This is a genomic window from Stenotrophomonas forensis (assembly GCF_028752115.1).
GTDB lineage: Bacteria > Pseudomonadota > Gammaproteobacteria > Xanthomonadales > Xanthomonadaceae > Stenotrophomonas > Stenotrophomonas forensis.
In genome coordinates, this window is sequence record NZ_CP082270.1 from 1,957,932 (window position 1) to 1,981,452 (window position 23,521).

22 protein-coding genes are annotated in these 23,521 nt (G+C 66.3%); 18 read left to right on the top strand and 4 right to left on the bottom strand.

The window, feature by feature from the left end; translation table 11 throughout:
• Positions 1–5: 5 nt before the first annotated feature.
• The 5 genes from coaD to K5L94_RS09380 all read left to right on the top strand — a co-directional run bounded on the left by coaD (position 6) and on the right by K5L94_RS09380 (position 4,215).
• A complete protein-coding gene (gene coaD, locus K5L94_RS09360) occupies positions 6–515 on the top strand; it encodes a pantetheine-phosphate adenylyltransferase (protein ID WP_006433094.1) in 510 nt (169 codons plus the stop codon).
• 60 nt (positions 516–575) lie between these two features.
• Positions 576–1,067 carry a hypothetical protein gene (locus K5L94_RS09365; RefSeq protein WP_006433096.1) on the top strand — a complete coding sequence of 164 codons (492 nt, stop codon included), beginning with the start codon at positions 576–578 and terminating at the stop codon, positions 1,065–1,067.
• Positions 1,068–1,198: 131 nt separating this feature from the next.
• Complete coding sequence (locus K5L94_RS09370; protein ID WP_004153175.1) at positions 1,199–1,480, top strand: YfhL family 4Fe-4S dicluster ferredoxin; 282 nt, start codon at positions 1,199–1,201, stop codon at positions 1,478–1,480.
• Positions 1,477–3,207: a gamma-glutamyltransferase gene (ggt, locus tag K5L94_RS09375; RefSeq protein ID WP_164087536.1), complete on the top strand. Its 1,731-nt coding sequence runs from the start codon at positions 1,477–1,479 to the stop codon at positions 3,205–3,207. Before K5L94_RS09370 ends, ggt begins: the two co-directional genes overlap by 4 nt.
• A gap of 120 nt (positions 3,208–3,327) precedes the next feature.
• Positions 3,328–4,215 carry an MBL fold metallo-hydrolase gene (locus tag K5L94_RS09380; protein ID WP_053449400.1) on the top strand — a complete coding sequence of 296 codons (888 nt, stop codon included), beginning with the start codon at positions 3,328–3,330 and terminating at the stop codon, positions 4,213–4,215.
• Between the two features lie 84 nt (positions 4,216–4,299).
• Here the strand turns inward: K5L94_RS09380 and K5L94_RS09385 are convergent, their stop codons facing one another.
• A complete protein-coding gene (locus K5L94_RS09385) occupies positions 4,300–4,593 on the bottom strand; it encodes a PsiF family protein (RefSeq protein WP_053451285.1) in 294 nt (97 codons plus the stop codon).
• 59 nt (positions 4,594–4,652) lie between these two features.
• Between K5L94_RS09385 and K5L94_RS09390 the strand changes: the two genes are divergently transcribed.
• On the top strand, positions 4,653–5,078 hold the full coding sequence (locus tag K5L94_RS09390; protein WP_230078992.1) for an ArsR/SmtB family transcription factor: 426 nt from the start codon (positions 4,653–4,655) through the stop codon (positions 5,076–5,078).
• Entirely contained in the window at positions 5,059–5,538 is a 480-nt protein-coding gene (locus tag K5L94_RS09395) for an SRPBCC family protein (RefSeq protein ID WP_053449402.1), read from the top strand. The genes K5L94_RS09390 and K5L94_RS09395 overlap by 20 nt, the downstream gene beginning before the upstream one ends.
• 63 nt (positions 5,539–5,601) lie before the next feature.
• On the opposite strand, the gene upp is transcribed toward K5L94_RS09395, so the two are convergent.
• On the bottom strand, positions 5,602–6,234 hold the full coding sequence (gene upp / locus K5L94_RS09400; protein WP_274512624.1) for a uracil phosphoribosyltransferase: 633 nt from the start codon (positions 6,232–6,234) through the stop codon (positions 5,602–5,604).
• 204 nt (positions 6,235–6,438) lie between these two features.
• Here upp and K5L94_RS09405 point away from each other — a divergent pair, with 204 nt between their 5' ends.
• The 6 genes from K5L94_RS09405 (at position 6,439) to K5L94_RS09430 (ending at position 14,395) form a co-directional block, all read left to right on the top strand.
• Entirely contained in the window at positions 6,439–8,952 is a 2,514-nt protein-coding gene (locus K5L94_RS09405) for a TonB-dependent receptor (RefSeq protein ID WP_425507584.1), read from the top strand.
• Positions 8,952–10,067, top strand: a complete 1,116-nt coding sequence (locus K5L94_RS09410; RefSeq protein ID WP_180879862.1) for an NHL repeat-containing protein — start codon at positions 8,952–8,954, stop codon at positions 10,065–10,067. Before K5L94_RS09405 ends, K5L94_RS09410 begins: the two co-directional genes overlap by 1 nt.
• Positions 10,064–11,431 carry a purple acid phosphatase family protein gene (locus tag K5L94_RS09415; protein ID WP_053449405.1) on the top strand — a complete coding sequence of 456 codons (1,368 nt, stop codon included), beginning with the start codon at positions 10,064–10,066 and terminating at the stop codon, positions 11,429–11,431. Before K5L94_RS09410 ends, K5L94_RS09415 begins: the two co-directional genes overlap by 4 nt.
• Positions 11,432–11,441: 10 nt before the next feature.
• A complete protein-coding gene (locus tag K5L94_RS09420) occupies positions 11,442–12,056 on the top strand; it encodes an inorganic diphosphatase (protein WP_053449406.1) in 615 nt (204 codons plus the stop codon).
• An 88-nt stretch (positions 12,057–12,144) separates the two neighbouring features.
• Positions 12,145–13,560, top strand: coding sequence for a cryptochrome/photolyase family protein (locus tag K5L94_RS09425; RefSeq protein WP_274512489.1), 1,416 nt, complete (start codon positions 12,145–12,147; stop codon positions 13,558–13,560).
• A 139-nt stretch (positions 13,561–13,699) separates the two neighbouring features.
• A complete protein-coding gene (locus K5L94_RS09430; protein WP_008267948.1) occupies positions 13,700–14,395 on the top strand; it encodes a YiaD family glycine zipper/OmpA-like lipoprotein in 696 nt (231 codons plus the stop codon).
• A 494-nt stretch (positions 14,396–14,889) separates the two neighbouring features.
• Here K5L94_RS09430 and K5L94_RS09435 read toward each other — a convergent pair whose 3' ends face one another.
• The gene (locus tag K5L94_RS09435) at positions 14,890–15,615 is read right to left on the bottom strand and encodes an SDR family oxidoreductase (protein WP_053449408.1); all 726 of its coding nucleotides are present in this window, start codon (positions 15,613–15,615) and stop codon (positions 14,890–14,892) included.
• 118 nt (positions 15,616–15,733) lie between these two features.
• Between K5L94_RS09435 and K5L94_RS09440 the strand changes: the two genes are divergently transcribed.
• A complete protein-coding gene (locus tag K5L94_RS09440) occupies positions 15,734–16,624 on the top strand; it encodes a LysR family transcriptional regulator (RefSeq protein ID WP_180879854.1) in 891 nt (296 codons plus the stop codon).
• A gap of 91 nt (positions 16,625–16,715) precedes the next feature.
• On the opposite strand, the gene K5L94_RS09445 is transcribed toward K5L94_RS09440, so the two are convergent.
• Positions 16,716–17,747 carry a LysR family transcriptional regulator gene (locus K5L94_RS09445; protein ID WP_005416157.1) on the bottom strand — a complete coding sequence of 344 codons (1,032 nt, stop codon included), beginning with the start codon at positions 17,745–17,747 and terminating at the stop codon, positions 16,716–16,718.
• A gap of 147 nt (positions 17,748–17,894) precedes the next feature.
• Here K5L94_RS09445 and K5L94_RS09450 point away from each other — a divergent pair, with 147 nt between their 5' ends.
• From K5L94_RS09450 to K5L94_RS09465, 4 genes are all read left to right on the top strand, one after another.
• Positions 17,895–18,122, top strand: a complete 228-nt coding sequence (locus tag K5L94_RS09450) for a hypothetical protein (RefSeq protein ID WP_049456214.1) — start codon at positions 17,895–17,897, stop codon at positions 18,120–18,122.
• A complete protein-coding gene (locus K5L94_RS09455; RefSeq protein ID WP_053449410.1) occupies positions 18,119–18,889 on the top strand; it encodes an SDR family NAD(P)-dependent oxidoreductase in 771 nt (256 codons plus the stop codon). The genes K5L94_RS09450 and K5L94_RS09455 overlap by 4 nt, the downstream gene beginning before the upstream one ends.
• A gap of 91 nt (positions 18,890–18,980) precedes the next feature.
• Positions 18,981–20,204, top strand: a complete 1,224-nt coding sequence (locus tag K5L94_RS09460; protein ID WP_053449411.1) for an efflux RND transporter periplasmic adaptor subunit — start codon at positions 18,981–18,983, stop codon at positions 20,202–20,204.
• Positions 20,205–20,331: 127 nt separating this feature from the next.
• Entirely contained in the window at positions 20,332–23,502 is a 3,171-nt protein-coding gene (locus K5L94_RS09465; RefSeq protein ID WP_049456792.1) for an efflux RND transporter permease subunit, read from the top strand.
• The last annotated feature ends 19 nt before the right edge of the window (positions 23,503–23,521 follow it).

Genomic DNA, 23,521 nt, shown 5'->3' on the forward strand with positions numbered 1-23,521 from the left:
CGCCCATGACCGTGGCCAACCGCCGCATTGCCGTCTATCCCGGCACGTTCGATCCGATCACCAATGGTCATATCGACCTGGTGAGCCGGGCCGCGCCGTTGTTCGAAAAGGTCGTGGTGGGTGTGGCGCAGAGCCCGTCCAAGGGCCCGGCGCTGCCGCTGGAACAGCGCGTGCAGCTGGCCCGCGGCGCACTGGGCCACCACGGCAATGTCGAGGTCATCGGCTTCGATACGCTGCTGGCCCATTTCGTCCGTTCGGTCCAGGGGGGGGTGCTGCTGCGCGGCCTGCGCGCGGTGTCCGACTTCGAATACGAGTTCCAGATGGCCAGCATGAACCGCCATCTGATCCCCGAGGTCGAGACCCTGTTCCTGACCCCGGCCGAGCAGCACAGCTTCATTTCGTCCTCGCTGGTCCGCGAGATCGCGCGCCTGGGCGGTGACGTGTCCGGTTTCGTGCCGGCCGCGGTGCTCGAAGCCCTGCGCAAGGTCCGCGAAGCGAAGTCGGCACAGTCGTAAGTCCCGCTGTACCCGCACCCCATTACGTACACCACCACGCACCATTCCGGGAGGAAACCCATGAACACCACCATGCGCGCGATGCTGATCGCTTCGTTGGCCCTGGCCTTCACCGCCTGCAAGAAGGAAGAGGCCGCTCCGGTCGACGAAGCCAAGCAGGCGCTGGTCGCGCCGTCCAAGGACGACGATGCAGGCTGGAAGAAATACCTGCAGGAAGTGGCGATCCAGAACATGGGCAACATCACCAACAGCCCGTTCCTGTACTACCTCTCGCCGGAATCGGACCCGGACTTCCAGGCCAAGTACGAGCGCCAGACCGAGAGCGCGACCCAGGCCGTGGCCCGTGGCGTGCAGCCGGGCAACATGCTGGCCTTCGGTTCGTCGGCCTCGGGCAAGATGGCTGACATGATCCAGGCCGTGTTCAAGGACGTGGGGCCGGATTCGATGAAGGGCGTGCGCGTCGTCTTCATCGGCCAGTCGGCCGACAACGCCCGCGTGCAGGCTGCGATCCAGCCGACCGGTGCCGAGTACATTTTCGTCGAAGCCAAGTAAGACCGAGCCATGGCGGCCATGCTCCGGCATGGCCCGGGCGGCGCTCCGCAAGCGCGCCGCTGATGACCTGACCGGCCCGCGCGCCCGCGCTGGCCGGTCCTTGTCCCAAGGCGCGGGCGAGGAGTATCGCCATGTCGCTGAAAATCAACGAGCTCTGCGTCAACTGCGACGTATGCGAGCCGGCCTGCCCGAACCAGGCCATTGCGATGGGTGAAACCATCTACGTGATCGACCCTGCGCGCTGCACCGAATGCGTGGGTCATTTCGACGAGCCACAGTGCGTGGTCGTCTGCCCGGTCGAATGCATCGATCCGGACCCGGAGATCGTGGAAACGGAAGACCAGCTGCTGGCCAAGCTGCGCCAGCTGCAGCACGATCACCCCGAACTCTATGCGGAGCCCCCATCCGAATGAAGACGCTGATCGTCCGTCCGCTGTTGCTGCTCGGCCTGCTGCTGAGCCCGATCGCCTGGGCCGACAGCCCTGTCCGTGCCGAACGCCCCGACGGCGCCGCCATTGCCAGTGGCCATGCGCTGGCCACCCAGGCCGGCATCGACATCCTGGCGCAGGGCGGCAATGCCTTCGACGCGGCGGTGGCCGTATCGTCCACGCTGGCGGTGGTCGAACCGATCAGTTCCGGGCTGGGCGGCGGTGGCTTCTTCCTGCTGCACGACGCGGCCACCGGCAAGGATGTGATGCTGGACGCGCGCGAGACTGCACCGGCTGCGGCAACGCCCCAGGCGTTCCTCGACAAGCAGGGCAACCTCGACCGTGACCGCTCGGTCAACGGCGCCTGGTCGGCGGGCATTCCGGGCCTGCCTGCGGCGCTGGTCGAACTGTCGGCCAAGCATGGCAAGCTGCCGCTGTCGGCGTCGCTGCAGCCGGCCATCCGCATCGCGCGCGAAGGTTTCCCGGTGTACGAGCGCATGGCCAAGGGCTATGCCTCGCGCCGTGAAGTGATGGAGCGCTTCCCCGGCACCCGCGAGGTCTACCTGCGCAACGGCAAGCCGATCGCCACAGGCGACCTGTTCAAGCAGCCGGAACTGGCGCAGACGCTGGAACGCCTGGCCGCCGGTGGCTTCGACGGCTTCTACAGGGGCCAGACCGGCAGACTGCTGCTGGAAGGCGTGAAGCAGGCCGGAGGCAAGTGGACCGCCGAGGAACTGGCCGGATACCGGGTGAAGCAGCGCGAACCGATCGTCTTCAACTACAACGGCTGGAAGATCACCACGGCGCCGCCGCCGTCGTCCGGTGGCATCGCGCTGGCCAGCATGCTGCAGATCCTCGAAGGCTGGGACATCAAGAAGATGGACCCGGCCCACCGCACCCACCTGGTGGTGGAGTCGATGCGCCGCGCCTACCGCGACCGCACCTTCTTCCTGGGTGATCCGGACTTCGTGCAGATCCCGCAGAAGGTGCTGACCAGCAAGGATTACGCGCAGGGCCTGCGGGCCACCATCCATCCGGAGAAAGCCACGCCCAGCGACCTGCTGTCGGGCAATCCGACGCCGCTGGAAGATGACGAGACCACCCACTTCTCGATCATCGACCGCGACGGCAACCGCGTCGGTGCCACCCAGACCGTCAACCTGCTGTACGGCTCGGGGCTGATTCCGAAGGGCACCGGCGTGCTGCTGAACAACGAGATGGACGACTTCGCGCTGAAGCCGGGCACGCCCAACGCGTTCGGCGTGATGGGCTATGAAGCCAACGCGCCGAAGGCGGGCAAGCGCATGCTCAGCTCGATGACGCCCACCTTCATGGAGAACGCCGACAAGGTGGTGGTGCTGGGCACCCCGGGTGGCAGCCGCATCATCACCATGGTGCTGCTGGGCATCCTCGGCTACGACGCCGGCCTGGATGCGCAGCAGGTGGCCGCCTTGCCGCGTTACCACCACCAGTGGCTGCCGGACCTGATCGAAGCCGAGGACGATGCGTTCGATGCCGGCACGGTGAAGCAGCTGCAGGCGATGGGCCACAGGATCGACCTGCCAGGCAACGTCGCTGCCGGTGGCCGCGGTTCCAGTCACGTCTGGGGCAACCTGCAGACCGTGGAATGGGACCGCAAGTCCAACACGCTGTTCGGCGGCAGTGACCCGCGCAACCCGGTGGGCAGCGCCCAGGTCGTGCCAGCGCGCTGATCCGGTTGTGCCGGCCGCTGGCCGGCAATCCGCTGGATCATCGAAACCCCGCCCGCAACGGCGGGGTTTTCCGTTTCCTTTCTAGCGATTATTTAACGAGCCGGCGCCGATAATCGACTCATGAAACTCTGGTCTATTCGTGGAAACTCGCAGCGCCTCGATGGCGGTGCGATGTTCGGCAACGCGCCGCGCGCGTTATGGGAAAAATGGGCAGCGCCGGACGAGCTCAACCGCATCGAGCTGGCCTGCCGTGCGCTGCTTGCCAGCCCGCTGGAAGGCAAGACGGTGTTGTTCGAAACCGGTATCGGCGCGTTCTTCGATCCGCGCATGCGCGAGCGCTATGGCGTGCAGGAAAGCCAGCACGTGCTGATCGATTCGCTGCGCGAAGCCGGTTTCGAACACGAGGACATCGATGTGGTGGTGCTCAGCCACCTGCACTTCGATCATGCCGGTGGCCTGCTGGCGGCATGGAGCGAAGGGCGGGAGCCCGAGCTGCTGTTCCCCAACGCGACCTACGTGGTGGGCGCACAGCACTGGCAGCGCGCCGTGCAGCCGCATCCGCGGGATCGGGCCAGCTTCATTCCGGAGCTGCCGGGCCTGCTGCAGGCCAGTGGCCGCCTGGAAGTGGTGGACGGGGAATACTCCAAGGCGTTGGGGCGCAGCGTGCGTTTCAGCTACAGCGATGGCCACACGCCAGGGCTGATGCTGGCCGAGATCGTCGGCCATGCACATGCCGGCGAGGGTGCGCATGGTGGCGTGGTGTTCTGCGCCGACCTGATTCCGGGCCGCTCATGGGTACACGTGCCGATCACCATGGGCTACGACCGCAACGCCGAGCTGCTGATCGACGAGAAGCGGCAGTTCCTCGAGGACAAGCTGGCGCGCAACGTGCATCTGTTCTTCACCCACGATCCGCAGGTGGCGTTGGCGCAGCTCGGTCGCGATGACAAGGGTCGTTTCGTCACCCTGCATGAGCAGGGTGAACTGAAGGCGCGCGCATTGGGGTAATGAAATGGCCGGGCAATGCCCGGCCCTTCACTGATGCAGTAGAACCACGCCATGCGTGAATGGCGTTCTATCCGGGCGCGACGATTACGACGCCTTCAGGCAGCTGCTCATGAAGGTCTTGCGTGCATCACCGGCCAGCTTCTTGGCGCCCGCATCGGCATTGCACTTGCGCATGCGCTCCTGCTGCGGGTTGACCGCCTTGGTTTCGGTGGCGTGGCCGCTGAGGCAGGCGCTCTGCGCGGTCTTGTAGGCGTCGCCCTTCAGCCCCTTGTTCTTGGCCGAGCAGTCGGCCATGCGCTGCTGCTGCGGGGTGGTGGCGTTGGCGGCCAGCGGCAGGCCGACCAGAAGAACGGCGGCCAGCAAGAAAGGGGCTTTCATCAGGGTGCTCCAGGCGGTGGCGGGTGCGCGGAGCATTCGCTTCCGGCCCGCAAGGCCACGTGAAGAATCGCCGCCCGGTCGCGCCTGCTTGCGTCGGCATTCAGATCGGCGTATTACTTAGCCATATGGGTAAGTATGATCCCGCCATTCAACGGATCTTCCACGCCCTGGCCGACCCCACCCGTTGCGCGATCGTGGCCGCGCTGGGGCAGGGGCCGTGCACGGTGTCGATGCTGGCCGAGCCGTTCCAGATGGCGTTGCCTTCGCTGATGAAGCACCTGGCCGTGCTGGAACGCAGCGGCGTCGTGCGCAGCCACAAGCAGGGGCGCATACGTACCTGCGAACTGGTGCCGGCGCGGCTGGGCCAGGCCGAGCAGTGGCTGGCCGAACAGCGCGTCCTGTGGGATGCGCGTGCCGACCGCATGGTCGATTTCGTCGAAACCCTTCACCGACAGGAGCAGGCTCATGGCCGAGGACGCAAGTAGCAATCCGGACACCGATCTGGTCATCAGCCGCTTGTTGAACGCACCGCGCGCGGCACTCTGGCGGGCCTGGACAGACCCCGAACTGCTGCGCCAGTGGTGGTGCCCGAAGCCGTGGACCACCGAGGTGCGTGCGTTCGACCTGCGCCCTGGCGGGGCCTTCCACACCTTCATGCAGGGCCCCGATGGCGGCAGCAGTGACAATCCGGGCAGCTTCCTGGAGGTGGTGCCGCAGCAGCGCCTGGTGTTCACCTCGATGCTGGGCGCGGGCTGGCGCCCGCAGTCGCCGTGGCTGGGCTTCACCGCCATCATCACGATGGAGGACGAGGGCCAAGGCTGCCGTTACACCGCGCGGGTGATGCATCCGGACAAGGCGCTGCGCGACCAGCATGAGCAGCTGGGCTTCTTCGACGGCTGGAACACTGCCATCGGCCAGCTGGAAACCTTCGCGGCCGGACTGTAGGCCGGAATGCGGGATGGGGTCAGATCCCTTTCGCAGAAAGGGCTCTGACCCCGGCTCGCCGGATCAACCGACGCGGGTACCGAAGATGCGGTCACCGGCATCGCCCAGGCCCGGCAGGATGTAGCCCTTGTCGTTGAGCTGGGCATCGATGGCCGCGGTGTAGATCTCCACGTCCGGATGCACGGCCTTGACCGCGTCGATGCCTTCCGGCGCGGCGACCAGGAAGATGCCCTTGATGCGGCGGGCGCCTGCGCGCTTGAGCATGTCGATGGTGGCGATCAGGGTGCCGCCGGTGGCCAGCATCGGATCCAGGATCAGCGCATCGCGCTCTTCCAGGCGACCGGTCAGGCGCTCGAAGTAGGGCACCGGCTGCAGGGTTTCCTCATCACGCTGCAGGCCGACCACGCTGACGCGGGCGGCCGGGATCAGCGACAGCACGCCGCTGAGCATGCCCAGGCCGGCGCGCAGGATCGGCACCACGGTGATCTTGGCGCCGGCAATGCGCTGCACGGTGACCGGGCCGGCCCAGCCGGGCAGGGTGTGCGGCTCGGTGTCCAGGTCGGTGGTGGCCTCGTAGGCCAGCAGCGTGCCCAGCTCATTGGCCAGTTCACGGAAATCCTTGGTGCTGAGCGCGGCGTTGCGCATCAGGCCGATCTTGTGCTGCACCAGCGGGTGGCGCACTTCGACGATCTTCATGGTCGGGAAGGGGAAAAGGAGAGAGGACGCCATTTTGCCGGATCGGTGGGCCGAACCCAAACCCGCGCTTCGTCAAATGTGCAGATCCATGTCATGGCCATGCAACCTTGCGGACATACCGTGCAGACCCATTCTTAACAGGAATGGGGATTCCCAGTGCATATCAAGACTCCGTTGGCCGTTGCCATCACCCTGACCCTGGCGATGGGGGCGGCTGCACCGCTGCAGGCCGCCGGGCAGCAGGCGGTTGCCGCCACCGGCGCGGTGGCCGCCGACGCGGTCGACCTCGACCGCATCGAAGTGCGTGCGCAGCTCGAATCGCAGATCCGCGCGGTCGACCTCAAGCGCAGCAGCGATGCCATCGAGGACGCCGTGTCCTCCGATGCGCTGGGCCAGTACCCGGACAAGAATGTGGCCGAGTCGCTGCAGCGCCTGCCGGGCGTCAGCGTGACCCGTGACCAGGGCGAAGGCCGCTTCGTGGTCATCCGTGGCCTGGACGCCAACCTCAACAGCGTCAGTGTCGATGGCATCGCCATTGGCACGCCGGAGGATTCCAGCCGCGCCGCGCCGCTGGACGTCATCCCGTCCGATTCCACCGAGCGCCTGCGCGTGGTCAAGTCGCCAACCCCGGACATGCCGGGCGATGCCATTGGTGGCGCGGTGCTGGTGGAGTCGGCCTCGGCCTTCGACCGCGACGGTCGCAGCCTGCGCGCCAAGATCGAGGGCAGCCACCAGCAGCTGTCCGGCGAGACCAGCCCCAAGGCCGCTTTCAACTACAGCGAAGTGTTCAACGACACCTTCGGCGTGGCACTGGGCGTGAACTACCAGAAGCGCAAGTTCGAGTCGGACAACACCGAAGTGGAATACGACGGCGAGGATGATGCCGCGCCTGGCGACGTCACTGCGATCAACCTGCAGCACCGCAAGTACGAGATCGAGCGCAAGCGCATCGGTGCCAACCTCAACCTCGACTGGCGCCCGAACGAAGACAGCAAGTACTACCTGCGCACGCTGTACAGCCAGTTCGACGATGCCGAAACCCGCCAGCGGGTGATCTTCAACTTCGATGACGCGAAGATGGTCAAGACCGGCACCGACCAGTACCGCCTGGATGGCATGCCGAAGGATTCGATCGACAAGCGCATGCGCTACCGCACCAAGAAGGAAAACACCTTTGCGGCAAGCCTGGGCGGCGAGAACAAGCTGACCAATGCCGTGGTCGATTACAAGGTGGGCTACACCCGCACCGAAGAGCGTGTGAACGACGAGATGGAGGCCCGCTTCAAGCTCAACGGCGCGCCGTTCAACGGCACCCTGGACCAGCGCAGTCGACTGCCCAGCTACAGCTTCGACAACCCGCAGTGGCTGGACAACGGCAACTACGCGTTCGACCGCTTCGTTCTCTCGCCCAAGCAGGTCAATGACAAGGAACACAGCGCGCAGATCAACGTGCGCTTCGACGGCGACAGCGGCAGCATCAAGATCGGCCTGCTGGGCCGCTGGCGCGACCGCGACGTCAACGTTGATGAGAGCGAGCTGCGCGTCGGCCCGAAGGTGGCGCTGTCGAGCTGGACCACCTCCTCGCCGGAGCATCGCCACGGCAACATGGGTGACGGTATGGATTCGGCCGCGATGCGGGCGTTCTGGGCGGCCAATGGCAGCCAGTACAGTGCGCGGCCGCAGGACCTTGGCGGCAACGCAATGACCTCGCTGGAAGAAGACTACGTGGCCAGCGAGGACATCTTCGCCAGCTACGCGATGGGTACCTGGGACATCGGCGCACTGCGCATCATTGGCGGCGTGCGCGTGGAAAACACCCAGTTCAAGGCCACCGGCAACCAGGTGGACGTGGCGGCCAACGGCCGCAGCTTCACCGTCACCCCGCGCGTGGCCAACAGCAGCTACACCAACGTGCTGCCGGGCCTGCACCTGCGCTACGACGCCGCAGACGACTGGGTGCTGCGCGCTTCGGCCAACAAGACCGTCTCGCGCCCGTCGTTCGGTGACATTTCGCCGCGCGTGGGCTACAGCCGCGGTGACGAGGAAGTGCGGCTGGGCAATCCGGAGCTGGATCCGTACGAATCGAAGAACATCGATCTGTCGGTGGAGAAGTACATCGGCAGCACCGGCATCGTGTCGCTGGGCCTGTTCCACAAGTCGATCGACGGTTACATCGTGGAAACCGTGCGCACCAATGACCCGGACTATGGCGGCTTCGACGTGACCCAGCCGATCAACGGCCGCAAGGCCACGGTGCGCGGTGCGGAATTCAACTGGCAGCAGCAGCTGGCGTTCCTGCCGGCCGGCCTGGACGGGCTGCTGGTCGGTGCCAGCGGTACCTGGCTCGACACTACGTTCGATGCTGGCATCAAGGATCGTGCGGGCGAAGACTTCACCCTGCCGCGCGCCTCCAAGCACGTCTACAGCGCACACATCGGCTATGAAAAGTATGGCCTGAGCACGCGACTGGCGGCGGTGTACCGCAGTGAATACCTGGACAGCATCGGCAAGGGCCGTGCCTTCGACATCTATGTGGCGCCCAATACCCAGCTCGACTTCTCGCTGGACTACAAGTTCACCCCGCGCGTAAGCATGTATTTCGAAGCGCAGAACCTGCTGGACAAGCCGCTTGAGCTGTACCAGGGCACGCGCTCGCGCACCCTGCAGATGGAAGAGTATGGCCGCACCTACGCGCTGGGCCTGAAGGTGGCACTGTGATGGGGCGTGGTATCACCGTCCTGGCTGCCGCACTGATGGCCAGCCTGGCGGCTGGCTGTACGCCGGCCACGGGCAATGATCCGGCGGCGCCCGCGACGGCAGCGAAGGCCACCGGCGAGCGTGCGGTGGCCACCATCGCCGAGGCGTTCCTTTCGCCGATGACGCCGGCCGACAACATCGATTCGCCGGCGGCCTGGCGTGCACCGGACGGAGCGCTGTGGCTGATCGCCACCGCCAAGGCCACCGACAAGCTGGTGGTCTACGACGGCAGTACCGGCCAGCATCTGCGTGACGTTGGCAGCAGCGGTACCGCGAAGGGGCAGTTCGACCGCCCAAACGGCATCGCGGTGACCGACGACCTGCTGTGGATCGTGGAGCGCGACAATCACCGCGTGCAGGTGCTGAGCCTGCCGGACTTCACCCCGCTGGCGACGTTCGCTGCGGACGACCTGCGCAAGCCGTACGGCCTGTGGGTCGACCGCCGGGCCGATGGCTACAGCGTCTACGTCACCGACTCCTGGGACAACGGCGAGGATGCGCAGGGGCGTGACATCCTGCCGCCGCTGGCTGAACTGGACAAGCGCGTGCGCCAGTACCACGTGACCCGCGACGGTGCCAAGGTCGAGGCGACGCTGGTGGCCAGCATCGGTGATACCACCGAGGCCGGTGCGCTGCGCGTTGTCGAATCGATCTGGGGCGACCCCGAAAACGATCGCCTGCTGATTGCCGAAGAGGACGAAAGCTACGCCAGCGAGTTCAAGGTCTACACCCTGGCCGGCCGCTTCACCGGCACTACCTTCGGCCGCGACGTGTTCAAGGCACAGGCCGAAGGCGTGACCCTGCGCACCTGTGGCAAGGACGGCTGGTGGATCACCACCGAGCAGGGCAAGCAGCGCAGCGTGTTCCACCTGTTCGATCGTCACACGCTGAAGCCGGTGGGTGCGTTCCAGGGCAACACCGTGGCCAACACCGATGGCATCTGGATGATGCAGCAGCCCAGCGCGCGGTTCCCGCACGGTGCGCTGTATGCGGTGCATGACGACCAGGGCGTGGTGGCGTTCGACTGGGAGAGCATCGCCAAGCAGCTCGCGCTGCCGCTGGAGTGTGGCGCATGAGCCGGCAGTGCGTGATGCGCGCGCTGGCGCTGGGCCTGCTGCTGGCGCTGCCGTCGCTGTCGTTCGCGGCGGCCGAGCCGAATACCCAGGTACCGGCGGGCAGCCACCACTACGCAGCGACGACGGTGCCGGACCGCATCGTCGCCTCGCCGTCGGCTGATCCCAGCCACGCTTTCGCCGTGGCCTGGCGTACCGATGGCAGCGTGCAGGCGCCACTGCTGGAGATTGCGCTGGCTGCAGATTCGCCGGCCATCGAGGGCATCCGTCAGGTGCGTGCGACGACGCGCGCACTGCAGACCGAAAACGGGCTGTCGCATCACCATCGTGCCGACATCGGCGGCCTGCAGCCGGATACCCAGTACGTCTACCGCGTGCAGGGCAATGGCAGCTGGAGCGCGTGGAACCAGCTGCGCACGCTGGCGGCCGCCGACCAGCCGCTGACCCTGCTGTACTTCGGTGACACCCAGAACAAGAACGTGAGCCATGTCAGCCGGGTCGTGCGTGCTGCGCAGAAGGCGGCACCGCAGGCGCGCATGAGCCTGTTTGCCGGCGATCTGGTCAGCGGCGGCGACAACATGGACGACAGCGAGTGGGGCGAATGGTTTGCGGCTACCGGCTGGCTGGCGCAGGAAACGCTGGTGGCGCCGGCAATCGGCAACCACGAGTACTTCGAGGAGTTCGAGGACACCCCGCAGGAGCGCCGCGTGCTGGGCAAGCACTGGTCGGTGACCTTCGCGTTGCCGGGCAACGGCGCCAGCGCAGCGCAGCAGACCAGCTACTGGTTCGATGCGCAGGGCGTGCGCGTGGCCGTGGTCGATGGCACCTCGGCACTCGACCTGGGTACGGCCAAGGCGCAGGCGCAGTGGCTGGACAAGGTGCTGACCGGCAATCCGCAGCCGTGGACCCTCGTGCTGCTGCACCAGCCGTTCTACTCGCCGCGCGAAGGCCGCGAGAACGCCGCGTTGCGTGACGTGCTGCTGCCGGTGGTACGCCGCCACAACGTCGATCTGGTGCTGCAGGGGCACGATCACACCTACGGCCGCCGGGGTGAAGGACACGCTGCGACGCCGCAGTACGTGGTGACCGTGGCTGGGCCGAAGCAGTACCGCCTTTCCGACGAAGCACGCAGGACGATGGATCCGGTGGCCGAGGACACCCAGTTGTTCCAGGTCCTGAACGTCGACCCGCAGCGCCTGCGCTATGAAGCGCGCACGGTGACAGGCCGTCTCTACGATGCCTTCGAACTGCAGCGTGACGCCAAGGGCAGCAAGACGCGAACGGAACTGACCGACGGCCGCGTCACGCCGCGCGACTGCCCCCGTTCGCAGACCGCCAAGGGTCGCGCCGACCGGTGCTGGGAATGAGCGCACGCCGATGACCACTCCCTCTCGCATCCTTCCCCTTGCTGCCATCGGTACTGCCCTGCTGTTGCTGGCCAGTGCGGTGACCGCCGCCGATGCCGTGCTGCATCCGTTCCTGGTGGCCCAGCCGAAGCAGGCCCCGCAGGAAGCGAACCTGGCGGTGGAGATCCCTGCCGGCAGCTTCACCAAGTACGAGATCAAGGAAGATGGGCTGGTGCATGTGGACCGCTTCCAGTCGATGCCGGTCGCCTATCCGGCCAACTACGGCTCGATGCCGCGTACCCTGGCCGGTGACAATGACCCGTTGGATGCGCTGGTGCTGACCCGCGAGCCGCTGCATCCGGGGGTGATCGTGCGTTTCCGGCCGATCGGCTACCTGAAGATGATCGATGGCGGCGAGCACGACGAGAAGATCATCGGCGTGCCCACCGACAAGGTCGACCCGACCTACGCCAACATCCGCGACCTGGCCGATCTGACGGAGATCGAACGGCAGCGCATCGAGGCCTTCTTCCGGGTCTACAAGGACCTGCCGGCCGGCCGCAACCCGGTGCAGCTCAATGGCTGGGGCAACGCTGCCGAAGCACGGGCATTGATCAGCGAGGCGATGCAGCGCTTCAACCGGTAGATCCACGCGATGCGTGGATGCCCCGCCCACGCATCACCTTCACCGTCGCTGGCTATCATGTGCGCCTTCCATATCGAAGGCGGTGCATGTGTCGGTAGCGTTGCTATGGTTCCGTCGTGACCTGCGGCTGCAGGACAATCCGGCCCTGCAGGCCGCGTTGGAGGCGGGCCACGAGGTGGTGCCGGTCTACATCCACGCGCCGCACGAGGAAGGTGAGTGGGTGCCGGGCGCGGCCTCCGACGCGTGGCGCCACCGTTCGCTGGCGGCGCTGGATGCCGACCTGCGTTCGCGCGGCTCGTCGCTGGTGCTGCGCCGCGGCGACAGCCTGGCGACGCTGCAGGCGCTGGTCGAACAGATCGGCGCCGAGGCGGTGTACTGGAACCGCAAGTACGAACCGGCTACCCAACCGCGCGACGCGGAGATCAAGCGCACGCTGCGCGAGCAGGGCATCGATGCGCAGAGCTGCAATGGCAGCCTGCTGTTCGAACCCTGGGACATCGCGACCCAGCAAGGCCAACCGTACAAGGTATTCACTCCGTACTGGCGCAACGTACTCAGCCATTGGCGCCTGCCGGCGCTGACGGCCGCACCGAAGGCACTGACAGCGCACGCGGTCGACAGCCTTGCGCTGGATGAGCTGCGGCTTTCGCCTGCGCTGGACTGGGATGCCGGTTTCTGGGAGCACTGGCAGCCGGGCGAGGCCGGCGCGCTGGAGGCGTTGTCCGTGTTCGAGGACGGTGCGTTGCGCGGCTATCGCGAGCAGCGCGACCTGCCGGATCGCGTGGGAACGTCGCGGATGTCGCCGCACCTGCACTTCGGCGAGATCGCGCCATGGCGCATCGCCCATGCGCTGGAGGGCCTGCGCAGCGCCGGCACCGACGCCGATATCGACGGCTACCTGCGACAGCTGGGCTGGCGGGATTTCGCCTATCACCTGCTGCACAACTTCCCGAAGACGCCAACCGACAACCTCAATCCGCGCTTCGATCGCTTCCCGTGGGCAGATCCGAGCGCTGCGCAGCTGCATGACTGGCAGCGTGGCAACACCGGCGTGCCGATCGTCGACGCCGGCCTACGCGAGCTGTGGCACACCGGCTACATGCACAACCGGGTGCGGATGATCGTGGCCAGTTACCTGTGCAAGCACCTGCGTGCGCACTGGTTGCATGGCGCGCGCTGGTTCTGGGACACCCTGGTCGACGCCGACCTGGCCAACAACACGATGGGCTGGCAATGGGTGGCCGGAACAGGCGCCGACGCCGCGCCGTACTTCCGTGTGTTCAATCCGGTGACCCAGGCCGAGAAATTCGATCCGCAGGCGCGCTACATCACGCGCTGGGTGCCGGAACTGGCTGCGCTGCCGCTGAAGGCACGCTTCGCGCCGTGGCAGCATCCGCTGCTGCTGGAGGCGCATGCCCCTGGCTATCCGCGCACGCCTCTGGTGGACCTGGCGGCGGGTCGCGATGCCGCTCTGGCTGCTTACCGCCAGTCGGGGGCGGGGTAAAGCGCGGGCTGAGTGATCTGGTCAGATAGCTGAACGCGGCCCTGTCGGCGTGCTGCATCATCATTCCGGCATCGCATCGGGCTGTTTATTCTCTTTGCGCCCGCAAGCCGCCGGCCGACCGGAAACCAAGGAGAACCCCATGATCCGCAACACCACCCGCAACGTCGCACTGGCCCTGATGAGTGCGGCCGTCCTGTCGGCCTGCGCCACCGGCGGCTCCTATGTGCAGAGTGACCAGTACGGCAACCCGACCGAGCAGCAGAACCGCACCGGCCGCAACGCGCTGATCGGTACCGCCATCGGCGTGGCCGCCGGCCTGTTGACCGGCGACAGCGCCACCGAGCGCCGCCAGCACGCGCTGATCGGCGCCGGTATCGGCGCACTCAGTGGCGCCGCTGTCGGCCAGTACCAGGATCGCCAGGAACGTGCACTGCGCGAGCGCACCGCCAACACCGGCATCGATGTGCAGCGCCAGGGCGACAACATCATGCTGAACCTGCCGGACGGCATCACCTTCGACTTCGGCAAGGCGACGCTGAAGCCGCAGTTCTATGGTTCGCTCAACGGCGTTGCCGGTACCCTGCGCGACTACAACCAGACCATGATCGAAGTGGTTGGCCACACCGACAGCATCGGCAGTGACGCGGTCAACAACCGCCTGTCGAAGGAGCGTGCCGACTCGGTTGCACAGTACCTGATCGGCCAGGGTGTGCAGAGCGTGCGCATTGAAACGCTGGGCGCCGGCAAGTCGTACCCGATTGCCGACAACAGCACCGATGCCGGCCGCGCCAAGAACCGCCGCGTCGAGATCCGCGTGATTCCGCTCAAGCAGTAACGCGCAGCGTTACTGCTGTTCCGGCGCAGCCGGAACGAAAATGCCGCCCTTGCAGGCGGCATTTTCCGTAGGTGCCGAGCTTGCTCGGCACACCGATAGCGTTCCCGTTCGCTGCGTTTGCGTGCAGTGCCGACCAAGGTCGGCATCTACCGGAAGTCTGCCCGCCGGAACGAAAATGCCGCCCTTGCAGGCGGCATTTTCCGTAGGTGCCGAGCTTGCTCGGCACGCCGATAGCGTTCCCGTTCGCTGCGTTTGCGTGCAGTGCCGACCAAGGTCGGCATCTACCGGAAGTCTGCCCGCCGGAACGAAAATGCCGCCCTTGCAGGCGGCATTTTTGTGGGTGCCGAGCGTTGCTGGGCACACCGCATGACCGCGTGCTTTTTCGCTTTTGTAGAGTCGAGCGATGCTCGACTGCGTGTATGGAGTCGAGCATGGCTCGACTCTACAGAAGGCGGTCGAGCAAGCTCGACCTCTACCAGAGCGGAATGCCCGGCTCACACCGTCGCCGTCGGCCGCACCACGATTTCATTCACGTCCACGTCCGCAGGCTGCTCGATTGCAAATCTTACGGCGCGGCCGATCGCATCCGGTTGCAGGGCGATCGCGCGGTAGCCGACCATCATCTCGGCGGCGGCCGGATCGGTGATGCTGTCGGCCAGCTCGCTTTCCACTACGCCAGGATGGATGCAGGTCACCCGTAGCTCGCGGTGCTCCTGCCGCAGGCCGTCGGAAATCGCGCGCACCGCATACTTGGTCGCGCAGTAGACCGCTGCGGTCGGCACCACCGACAGTGCGCCGACCGAGGCGATGTTGATGATCTGGCCGCTGCGCTGGGCGATCATGCCGGGCAGCACGGCAGCGATGCCGTACAGCACGCCACGGATGTTCACGTCGATCATCCGGTCCCATTCCTCCACCTTCAGCGAGCCCATCAGGGACAGTGGCATCACGCCGGCATTGTTGACGATGACGTCGATTGCGCGGAAGCGTTGCCGGGCGGCTTCGGCGAAGGCCTCCACCTGCGCGCGCCGGGTCACGTCCAGGGCATGCACCAGCACCTCGGCCCCCTGCTGGCGCAGCTCGTCGGCCAGCACCTGCAGACGATCCACGCGGCGTGCACCCAGTACCAGGCGTGCCCCGGGTTGCGCGAGGGAACGGGCGATGCCGGCGCCGATGCCGCTGGAGGCGCCGGTGATCAGGATGGTTCGGGAAGGGGTCATGGCGGTGTCTCTGAAGGGTAGGGAGTGCCGGGGTGTGCCCGGCATTGCCACGGTAGACGGCGGACCTTGTCGCGATAAGATGGCGACTGCTGATCACCTTGTTCAGAGTTGCTAACCAATGGCCATCGATCTCAACGCTCTGGGGGTGTTCCAGCGGGTGGCTGACTGTCGCAGCTTCACCGCCGCCGCCGAGCAACTCGGCGTGACCCGTTCGGCGGTCAGCCAGACCATCGCCAAGCTGGAGCAGTCGCTGGGTGTAGCCCTGGTGCTGCGCACGACCCGCAGCGTCAGCCTCACCGATGCCGGGCAGGCACTGCTGGTATCGGTCAGCCCTGCGCTGGCGGAACTGGGCGATGCGCTGGAGGCCAGCGTGCGCCGGCAGTCCGCCGTGTCCGGACAACTGCGGCTTGCCGTGTCCTCCATTGCCGAGGCGTTCCTGGCAGGCCCGATGCTGGCTGGTTTCGCCGCGCGCTATCCGGCGTTGCAGCTGGACATCACCGTGACCGATGAAGCGTTCGATATCGTCGGCGCGGGATTCGATGCAGGCGTGCGTCTGGGCGAGGTCATTGCCCAGGACATGGTCGCGGTGCCGGTATCGGCGCGGCAGCGCCAATTGGTGGTGTGCTCGCCGGGCTATCGTGATGCCCATGCGCTTCCGGCGCACCCACGGGAACTGGCCAGCCATCGCTGCATCGGTTGGCGCAGTGCGCCGGGCAGGGCGCCCTATCGCTGGGAGTTCGAAGAGCGGGGCCGCGAGTTCAGTGTCGATGTGCAGCCGGAAATCACCAGCAACGACATGGGGGTGATGGTCAGGCTGGCCTTGGCGGGCGCAGGCCTGGCCATCGGCATGGAAGACACCTGGCGGCCGTGGCTGCAACGCGGCGAGCTGGTGTCCGTGCTGGACGCGTATTGCCCGCGGTTTGCCGGCTTTTTCCTGTATTACCCCAGCCGCCGGCAGGCCGAGCCGAAACTACGTGCGCTGGTCGGGCACGTGCTGTCCGAACTGTAGAGTCGAGCCATGCTCGACTGTTTTCCGGAAGTCGAGCATGGCTCGACTCTACATAGGCGCAGCCGAGCATGGCTCGACTCTACAGACGGCATCACGCCGCCGACGCGGCAACCTTCTCCAGGATCCGCTTGCCGCTGCTTTCCAGCGCGGCGTCCTCCTGCGCCTTCTGCTGCTGTGCCAGCTTCGCGCCCGGGCACTGCGCCAGCATGTAGTTGGCGTCGAAGTTGAGCTTCTCGACCAGGAAGTCGACGAACGCACGCACCTTCGGCGAGACCAGGCGGCCACCGGCGAACACGGCGTTGAAGTCCACCTCCGGGCCGGTCCAGCCGGCCAGCACGCGGCGCACCATGCCGGACTCGACGAACGGTTTGGCCATCACATCGCCAGTCAGCAGCAGGCCTTCGCCGCACACCAGTGCGCCGTTCAGTGCGGACATGTCGTTGGCAGTCATCAACGGCGTGACCGGGAAGTCACGCAGTTCGCCACCGTTCTCGCCCAGCTGCCAGGTGAAGCGCGGCGAGTTGCCGGTGTGGTACGGCTTGCGCATCGCCAGGATGCGGTGGAACTGCAGCTCTTCCGGATGCAGCGGCTCGCCATAGCGTTCGATGTAGGCCGGGCTGGCGAACACCTGCGTGCGCAGGCTGCCGAGCTTGCGCGCGACCAGGTTGGAGTCGGGCAGGGCACCGACGCGCAGTGCAAGATCCGCTTCGCCGGCAATCAGGTCCAGCTTCTCGTTGCCCATGTGCATGTCCAGGCGGATCTCCGGATACTGCGCATGGAACTGGCCCAGCAGCGGCGCGATCCAGGTGATGCCGATCGAATAGGGCACGGTGAAGCGCAGCCAGCCGCGCGGGCCGGACTGCAGCTGGCTCACCGCACTCTCGGCTTCTTCAAGCTCGCGCGCGATGCGCTGGCAATGCTCGTGGTAGATCGAACCGGCTTCGGTCAGGCCGAGGCGGCGCGTGGTCCGGTGCAGCAGGCGCGCGCCCAGGCGCGTTTCCAGTTCCTGCACTTTGCGGCTGACCGTGGTCTTGGGAAGGCCGAGCGATTTGGCAGCGGCAATGAAGCTGCCTTGCTCGACCACCTTGACGAAGATCAGCGTCTCGTTGAGATCGTGGGACATGGTCGGGGATCCTGGACGTCGGGGATGGGACAATCGTGACAGAACGATTGGACCGGGAACGGGATGATTATTCCCCTTAATCAGGACTAATCAAGTAAAGGTTTGAGGTCTATCGTGGCGCCATTCGTTATTTGGAGCCCGTCCGCCATGAGCCTGCGCAACATTCTTGCCCGTCTCCGGAATGCCGGCCAGAACACCCTGGACCTGGCGATGACCGTTGAAGCCCGTCCGAGTTCCTTGGTGCACAAGGATTTCCGGGAGTTTACCGCGCCCATGCGTCAGCAGCGTGGCGGCGTCATCCGCCTGGCCCCGCACAAGGGGGACCGGCTGCGGCGAATTGGGACTATCCCGGATTTGGGAGGAAATGTCCCGTGAATGGGATGCTGACGCCCGAAGTCCTGGTCCTCGGCGGCACCGGCGCCGTGGGCCAGGGCGTGGTCGGTGCATTGCTGGAAGCCGGCAGCCCGGTGCTGGTGGTCGGTCGCGATCCGGGCCGGCTGGCGGCACTGCACGAACAGTTCGCCGATGAGCCGGGCCTGGAAACGCTGCTGGGTTCGCTCAGTGATGACGGCTCGGCACGGGCGCTGGCCGAGCGTATCGCGCAGCGTCCGCGTCCGTTGGCAGCGGTGATCGCCGCAATGGGCGGTCCCTACCGCCGTGGCCGCGTGACCGATCGCAACGGTGACGAGCTGATGGGCGCGATGCAGGCCGACCTGATGCCGCACGTGCATGCGGTTCGCCACCTGCTGCCGCTGCTGCAGGACAACGTGCACGCGCGCCGCTACGTGATGATCGGCAGCCCGGCCAATGCCAAGCCGTGGGCGGGTTACGGCGAGACCTCGATCACCACCGCCGCGCTGCGCATGTACGCGCAGGTGGTGCATCAGGAAGCGCAGGCGCTGGGCGTGCGTGCGCAGATGCTGGAAGTCTGCAGCCCGGTCTGTACCCCGGCCAACGCGGCCAACGCCTGCATCGAGTGGCCCAGCTCGCTGCTGGTCGGCCGTCGCGTGGTCTCGCTGCTCGATGGTTGCCGCGACAACCGCGCCATCGTCCGTTGCGACAGCAGCGATGCCGAACTGCCGCGCGGCCTGCTGCACCTGGAAGTACCCCCGCTCTGGCGCGATACCGCAGGCGTCGCTTGACCTCGACCAAGGTTGAGGTCGCAGTATGCGCCGCCGATTTTCGCAACACCTTTTCATATAGCTGTACCACCCCTCCGTACGGATGCATGCCATGACTTCCCCCAATACCACCCCACATCGTTTCGGCCATCGCATCGCGATGGCCGGCGTGTCGATCCTCGCCGCGGCCGTGCTTGCAGCCTGCAGCGGCGGCCATGCCGAAGAAGCCGGTGCGCCGCCGCCGCCGCAGGTCAGCGCCGCGCCGGTGCTGGTCAAGCAGGTCAGCCAGTGGGACGAGTTCAGCGGCCGCGTCGAAGCGGTGCAGAGCGTTGAACTGCGCCCGCGCGTGTCCGGCTACATCGACAAGGTCAACTATGTCGAAGGCCAGGAAGTGAAGAAGGGCGAAGTGCTCTTCACCATCGACGCACGCAGTTACCAGGCCGAGTACGATCGTGCCGCCGCCGAACTGGCCCGCGCCCGCACCCAGGCCACGCTGGCCCGCAGCGAGTCCGAGCGTGCCAAGCGGTTGTCCGAGCAGCAGGCGATCTCCACCGAGACCGCCGAGCAGCGTCGCGCTGCCGCCGACCAGTCCGGTGCGGCCGTGCAGGCGGCGCAGGCTGCGCTGGACGCGGCCCGCCTCAACCTGGAGTTCACCAAGGTGCGTGCCCCGATCGACGGCCGTGCCGGCCGCGCGATGGTCACCGCCGGCAACCTGGTCACCGCCGGCGACAGCGCCAGCGTACTGACCACGCTGGTCTCGCTGGATACCGTGTTCGTCTACTTCGATGCCGACGAAAGCACCTTCCTGCGTTACGCACAGATGGCACGCAAGGGCGAGCGCCCGAGCGAGCGCGACAGCGATCTGCCGGTGAAGGTCGGCCTGTCCGGTGAAGAGGGCTACCCGCATTCGGGCAAGGTCGACTTCCTCGACAACCAGGTGGCCCGCAGCACCGGCACCATCCGCGTCCGTGCGCTGCTGGACAATGCCGACCGCCAGTTCACGCCGGGCCTGTTCGCCCGCGTGCAGCTGCTCGGCAGCGGCCAGTTCCAGGCCATGCTGATCGATGACAAGGCCGTGCTGACCGACCAGGACCGCAAGTACGTCTACGTGGTCGACAAGGATGGCAAGGCGCAGCGCCGCGACATCCAGCTCGGCCGTACCGCCGAAGGCCTGCGCATCGTCGAGCACGGGCTGGCTGCCGGTGACAAGGTGATCATCGACGGCGTGCAGAAGGTGTTCATGCCGGGCATGCCGGTGCAGGCCAAGGCCGTGGCGATGCAGCCACAGGCCGCGCCGGCACCGGGCCGCGACGCCACCGCCGCACTGAACCACTGATCCGCCGTCTCCTGATTCGCGTTTCCGCTTAGCTGCCGGCGCCAGCGGCAGCCTTCCCTGCCTTCGTCATATCGGCGAGGGGCAGGGCGGCTGTTGCCCGCCGACGGCATTTCCCAGGAATTCCTCCATGGACTTTTCCCGTTTCTTCATCGACAGGCCGATCTTCGCGGCGGTGCTGTCGATCGTGATCTTCGCCGCAGGCCTGATCACGATTCCGATCCTGCCGATCAGCGAGTACCCCGAAGTGGTGCCGCCGTCGGTGGTGGTGCGCACGGTGTATCCGGGCGCCAACCCCAAGGTCATTGCCGAGACCGTCGCCACGCCGCTTGAAGAGGCGATCAACGGCGTCGAAGGCATGATGTACCTGAAGTCGGTCGCCGGCTCCGATGGCGTGCTGCAGATGACCGTCACCTTCCGCCCGGGCACCGACCCGGACGCGGCGGCGGTGAAGGTGCAGAACCGCGTGGCGCAGGCGCAGGCGCGCCTGCCCGAGGACGTGCGCCGGCAGGGCGTGACCACGCAGAAGCAGTCGCCGACCTTCCTGATGGTGGTGCACCTGACCTCGCCGCAAGGCAAGTACGACACCCTGTACCTGCGCAACTACGCACGCCTGCACGTCAAGGATGCGCTGGCGCGTATTCCGGGCGTGGGTGACGCACAGATCTTCGGTGGCGGCGATTACGCCATGCGCGCCTGGCTGGACCCGGACAAGGTGGCTTCGCGCGGCCTGACCGCCAGCGACGTGGTGCGCGCCATGCGCGAGCAGAACGTGCAGGTCTCGGCCGGCCAGCTCGGCGCCGAACCGCTGCCGAACAGCCAGTTCCTGACCCTGATCAACGCCCAGGGCCGGCTGAAGACCGAAAAGGAATTCGGCGACATCGTGCTCAAGAGCGGCGTCGATGGCGAGATCGTGCGCCTGGCCGACGTGGCCCGCCTGGAACTGGGTGCCGGCGACTACACGCTGCGCTCGCAGCTGGACGGCAAGAACGCGGTCGGTATCGGTATCTTCCAGTCGCCGGGTGCCAATGCACTGGAGATCCGTGACCAGGTCATCTCGACGATGGACGAGATGCAGAAGACCATGCCGGCCGACGTGAAGTACGAAGCGGTGTACGACACCACCATTTTCGTGCGCGACTCGATCAAGGCCGTGGTTTCCACGCTGCTGGAAGCCATCGCGTTGGTGGTGCTGGTGGTGATCCTGTTCCTGCAGACCTGGCGTGCCTCGATCATCCCGTTGATCGCGGTGCCGGTGTCGGTGGTCGGCACCTTCGCTGCGCTGTACCTGCTGGGCTTCTCGATCAACACGCTGAGCCTGTTCGGGCTGGTGCTGGCGATCGGCATCGTGGTCGACGACGCGATCGTGGTGGTGGAGAACGTCGAGCGCAACATCGAAGAAGGCCTGTCGCCCACTGCGGCGGCCCACCAGGCCATGCGTGAAGTGTCCGGCCCGATCGTGGCGATCGCGCTGGTGCTGTGTGCCGTGTTCGTGCCGATGGCCTTCCTGTCCGGTGTCACCGGCCAGTTCTACAAGCAGTTCGCGGTCACCATCGCCATCTCCACGGTGATCTCGGCGATCAACTCGCTGACCCTGTCGCCGGCGCTGGCCGCGCGCCTTCTGAAGGCCCACGGCGCGCCGAAGGACGGCCCGAGCCGCCTGATCGACCGCCTGTTCGGCTGGGTGTTCCGTCCGTTCAACCGCTTCTTCAAGTCCAGCTCGGAGAAGTACGAGCGTGGCGTGGCCCGCATCCTCGGCCGTCGTGGCGCGGTGTTCGTGGTCTACGCGATCCTGCTGGTCGGTACCGGCGTGATCTTCAAGCTGGTACCGCCGGGCTTCATCCCGACCCAGGACAAGCTGTACCTGATCGCCGGTGTGAAGCTGCCGGAAGGCTCGTCGATCGCGCGTACCGATGAAATGCTGCGCAAGGTCGCCAAGATCGCCCAGGAAACCGACGGCGTGGCCCACACCATTTCGTTCCCGGGCCTGAACGCGCTGCAGTTCACCAACACGCCGAACACCGGTGTGGCGTTCATTCCGCTCAAGCCGTTCGCCGAGCGTCATGGCCGTACCGCTGCGCAGATCAATGCCGAGATCAACCAGAAGATCGCCGGCCTGCAGGAAGGCTTCGCGTTCGCGATGATGCCGCCGCCGATCCTCGGCCTGGGCAACGGCAACGGCTACCAGATGTTCATCGAGGACCGCGGCAACCTGGGTTACGGCGCATTGCAGAATGCCGTGCAAGCGATGCAGGGCACCGTTGCGCAGACCCCGGGCATGGCCTTCCCGATTTCCAGCTACCAGGCCAACGTGCCGCAGCTGGATGCGGAAGTGGACCGCGTCAAGGCCAAGGCGCAGGGCGTGCAGCTCACCGAGCTGTTCGACACCCTGCAGACCTACCTGGGTTCGGCCTATGTCAACGACTTCAACCAGTTCGGCCGTACCTGGCAGGTGATCGCGCAGGCCGACGGTCCGTTCCGCGAGACGGTCGAGGACATCGGCAAGCTGCGTACCCGCAATGACCGCGGCGAGATGGTGCCGATCGGTTCGATGGTCACCATCAAGCAGACCTTCGGCCCGGACCCGGTGCTGCGCTTCAATGGCTATCCGGCAGCGGACCTGGCCGGTGAAGCCGACCCGCGCCTGCTGTCGTCGGCCGAGGCGATGAACAAGCTGACCGAGATTGCGGGCAAGGTACTGCCGGTGGGCATGACCACCGAATGGACCGACCTGAGCTACCAGCAGGCGACCCAGGGCAAGGCGGCGTTCATCGTGTTCCCGGTGGCGATCATGCTGGCCTTCCTGGTGCTGGCCGCGCTGTACGAGAGCTGGTCGCTGCCGCTGGCGGTGATCCTGATCGTGCCGATGACCCTGCTGTCGGCGCTGTTCGGCGTGTGGCTGACCGGCGGTGACAACAACGTGTTCGTGCAGGTCGGCCTGGTGGTGTTGATGGGCCTGGCGTGCAAGAACGCGATCCTGATCGTCGAATTCGCCAGAGAGCTGGAGATGGGCGGCAAGGGCATCGTCGAAGCCGCGCTGGAAGCCTGCCGCCTGCGTCTGCGCCCGATCGTGATGACCTCCATCGCGTTCATCGCCGGCACCGTGCCGCTGGTGCTGTCGCACGGTGCAGGCGCCGAAGTGCGCTCGGTGACCGGTATCACCGTGTTCGCCGGCATGCTGGGCGTGACCCTGTTCGGCCTGTTCCTCACCCCGGTGTTCTACGTCGCCCTGCGCAAGTTCGTCACCCGCAACGGCGGTGGCCAGCTGGTGCAGCACGGCGAGCCGACCATCCATCACTGACATGGAACCCCGTCGCCGC

Coding starts and splice junctions, on each gene's coding strand:
- coaD (WP_006433094.1), top strand. CDS start 6: ATGACCGTGGCCAACCGCCGCATTGCCGTCTATCCCGGCACGTTCGAT.
- K5L94_RS09365 (WP_006433096.1), top strand. CDS start 576: ATGAACACCACCATGCGCGCGATGCTGATCGCTTCGTTGGCCCTGGCC.
- K5L94_RS09370 (WP_004153175.1), top strand. CDS start 1,199: ATGTCGCTGAAAATCAACGAGCTCTGCGTCAACTGCGACGTATGCGAG.
- ggt (WP_164087536.1), top strand. CDS start 1,477: ATGAAGACGCTGATCGTCCGTCCGCTGTTGCTGCTCGGCCTGCTGCTG.
- K5L94_RS09380 (WP_053449400.1), top strand. CDS start 3,328: ATGAAACTCTGGTCTATTCGTGGAAACTCGCAGCGCCTCGATGGCGGT.
- K5L94_RS09385 (WP_053451285.1), bottom strand. CDS start 4,593: ATGAAAGCCCCTTTCTTGCTGGCCGCCGTTCTTCTGGTCGGCCTGCCG.
- K5L94_RS09395 (WP_053449402.1), top strand. CDS start 5,059: ATGGCCGAGGACGCAAGTAGCAATCCGGACACCGATCTGGTCATCAGC.
- upp (WP_274512624.1), bottom strand. CDS start 6,234: ATGAAGATCGTCGAAGTGCGCCACCCGCTGGTGCAGCACAAGATCGGC.
- K5L94_RS09405 (WP_425507584.1), top strand. CDS start 6,439: ATGGGGGCGGCTGCACCGCTGCAGGCCGCCGGGCAGCAGGCGGTTGCC.
- K5L94_RS09410 (WP_180879862.1), top strand. CDS start 8,952: ATGGGGCGTGGTATCACCGTCCTGGCTGCCGCACTGATGGCCAGCCTG.
- K5L94_RS09415 (WP_053449405.1), top strand. CDS start 10,064: ATGAGCCGGCAGTGCGTGATGCGCGCGCTGGCGCTGGGCCTGCTGCTG.
- K5L94_RS09420 (WP_053449406.1), top strand. CDS start 11,442: ATGACCACTCCCTCTCGCATCCTTCCCCTTGCTGCCATCGGTACTGCC.
- K5L94_RS09430 (WP_008267948.1), top strand. CDS start 13,700: ATGATCCGCAACACCACCCGCAACGTCGCACTGGCCCTGATGAGTGCG.
- K5L94_RS09435 (WP_053449408.1), bottom strand. CDS start 15,615: ATGACCCCTTCCCGAACCATCCTGATCACCGGCGCCTCCAGCGGCATC.
- K5L94_RS09440 (WP_180879854.1), top strand. CDS start 15,734: ATGGCCATCGATCTCAACGCTCTGGGGGTGTTCCAGCGGGTGGCTGAC.
- K5L94_RS09445 (WP_005416157.1), bottom strand. CDS start 17,747: ATGTCCCACGATCTCAACGAGACGCTGATCTTCGTCAAGGTGGTCGAG.
- K5L94_RS09450 (WP_049456214.1), top strand. CDS start 17,895: ATGAGCCTGCGCAACATTCTTGCCCGTCTCCGGAATGCCGGCCAGAAC.
- K5L94_RS09460 (WP_053449411.1), top strand. CDS start 18,981: ATGACTTCCCCCAATACCACCCCACATCGTTTCGGCCATCGCATCGCG.
- K5L94_RS09465 (WP_049456792.1), top strand. CDS start 20,332: ATGGACTTTTCCCGTTTCTTCATCGACAGGCCGATCTTCGCGGCGGTG.